Source organism: Nocardiopsis sp. TNDT3 (assembly GCF_003427465.1).
In the GTDB taxonomy this organism is placed as follows: domain Bacteria; phylum Actinomycetota; class Actinomycetes; order Streptosporangiales; family Streptosporangiaceae; genus Nocardiopsis; species Nocardiopsis dassonvillei.
Window position 1 is genome coordinate 1 of sequence record NZ_QPFC01001377.1, and the last position, 1,459, is coordinate 1,459.

Sequence of the window (1,459 nt, forward strand, 5' to 3'; positions counted from 1 at the left end):
GAGAGCCAGCTGCCCGAGGCCCTGGGCGAACTCACCCGCCGCTGGGCGGAGGAGCACGGCGTCCGTCCCGACCTCGACGTCACCGGCGAACGCGTCGCACTGAGCCCGGCGATCGAGGTGGTCCTCTTCCGGGTGGCCCAGGAGGCGCTCACCAACGTCGCCAGGCACGCCGACGCCTCGCGCGTGGGCGTGACCCTGTCCTACTCCGACGACGTCGTCCTGCTCGACGTGCGCGACGACGGCAGGGGCATCACGGGACACAACCAGCACGGGTTCGGGCTCAGCAGCATGCGCCAGCGCGTGCGCGGGATCGGAGGAGCGTTGGAGATCGAGAGCGGCGAGGGGGAGGGCACCGCCGTCAGCGCCACGGTGCCCGCGATTCCGGTGGGGGCGGCGTGATCCGGGTCCTGATCGCCGACGACCACCCGGTCGTGCGCGACGGCCTGCGCGGAGCCTTCACCGCGCAGGACGACATCGAGGTGGTCGGCGAGGCCGCCAACGGCCGCGAGGCGGTCGAACTGGTCGGACGGCTGGCCGTGGACGTGGTGCTGATGGACCTGCGCATGCCGGTCCTGTCCGGCGTCGGGGCGATCGCCGTCCTGTCCCGGGAGCGGCCGGACGTGCGCGTCCTCGTCCTCACCACCTTCGACAGCGAGAGCGACGTGCTCCCGGCGATCGAGGCCGGGGCCACCGGCTACCTGCTCAAGGACGCCTCCCCCGACGAACTCCTGCGCGGGGTGCGCGCGGTGCACCGGGGGGAGTCGGTCCTGGCGCCGACCGCGGTCCGGCACCTGATGGGTCAGGTCCGCAGACCCGCCGGTCAGAGCCTGAGCGACCGCGAACTGCAGGTGCTGGGGCTCGTCGCCGACGGCGCGTCCAACCGGGCCGCGGCGGCGCGGTTGTTCATCAGCGAGGCGAGCATCAAGACCCACCTCCAGCACGTGTACAACAAGCTCGGCGTGCGCGACCGGGCCGCTGCGGTCGCCGAGGCGTACCGGCGCGGCCTCCTGGGGTAGTCCCCGCTCCCCGGTCCGCTGCTTTCGTCTCCGATTACCCCGGAGGGTGATTAGTCAGATACTCTCCGCTTGTGTCCGGGGTGGTGACCCCGGGCCGTACGAGCGGGAAGTAGGCGCGATGGACGCGCGTCCCGGTGCCGAGCCGGACGCGCCGGACCCGCGGGGCGGGCCCGACCGGCTGCGGTTCGCGTTCCGACTGGTCGACGGTGCGGACGAGTACGGGCTGGTGTTCTCCTTCGCCCGCCTCGGCGGCGCGGCGGGAGGGGGCGCGGAGGCCCACCAGGCGGTCTGGTACGTGGCCGACCGGAGCGCACGCGTGCACGGCGGCGAGTCGTGGGTGGACCAGGGGTGCGTCGACGCCGTCCGCGCCCTCGTCGGGGCCGACCGGGTCACCGACCCGCGGGTGCGCCGTGCGCTCCTGGACACCCTCTCCCAGGGGCGCC

General features: G+C 73.9%; 2 protein-coding genes and 1 pseudogene. All 3 read left to right on the top strand.

The features are described from left to right. The coding region (locus DQW06_RS28005) for a sensor histidine kinase (protein ID WP_232833187.1) at positions 1-399 on the top strand (399 nt) is incomplete at its 5' end. After that, on the top strand, positions 396-1,016 hold the full coding sequence (locus DQW06_RS28010; RefSeq protein WP_019609388.1) for a response regulator transcription factor: 621 nt from the start codon (positions 396-398) through the stop codon (positions 1,014-1,016). The genes DQW06_RS28005 and DQW06_RS28010, both read left to right, overlap by 4 nt. Positions 1,017-1,134: 118 nt before the next feature. Beyond that, positions 1,135-1,459 (top strand): annotated as a pseudogene (locus tag DQW06_RS28015) (polyprenyl synthetase); the annotation flags it as partial.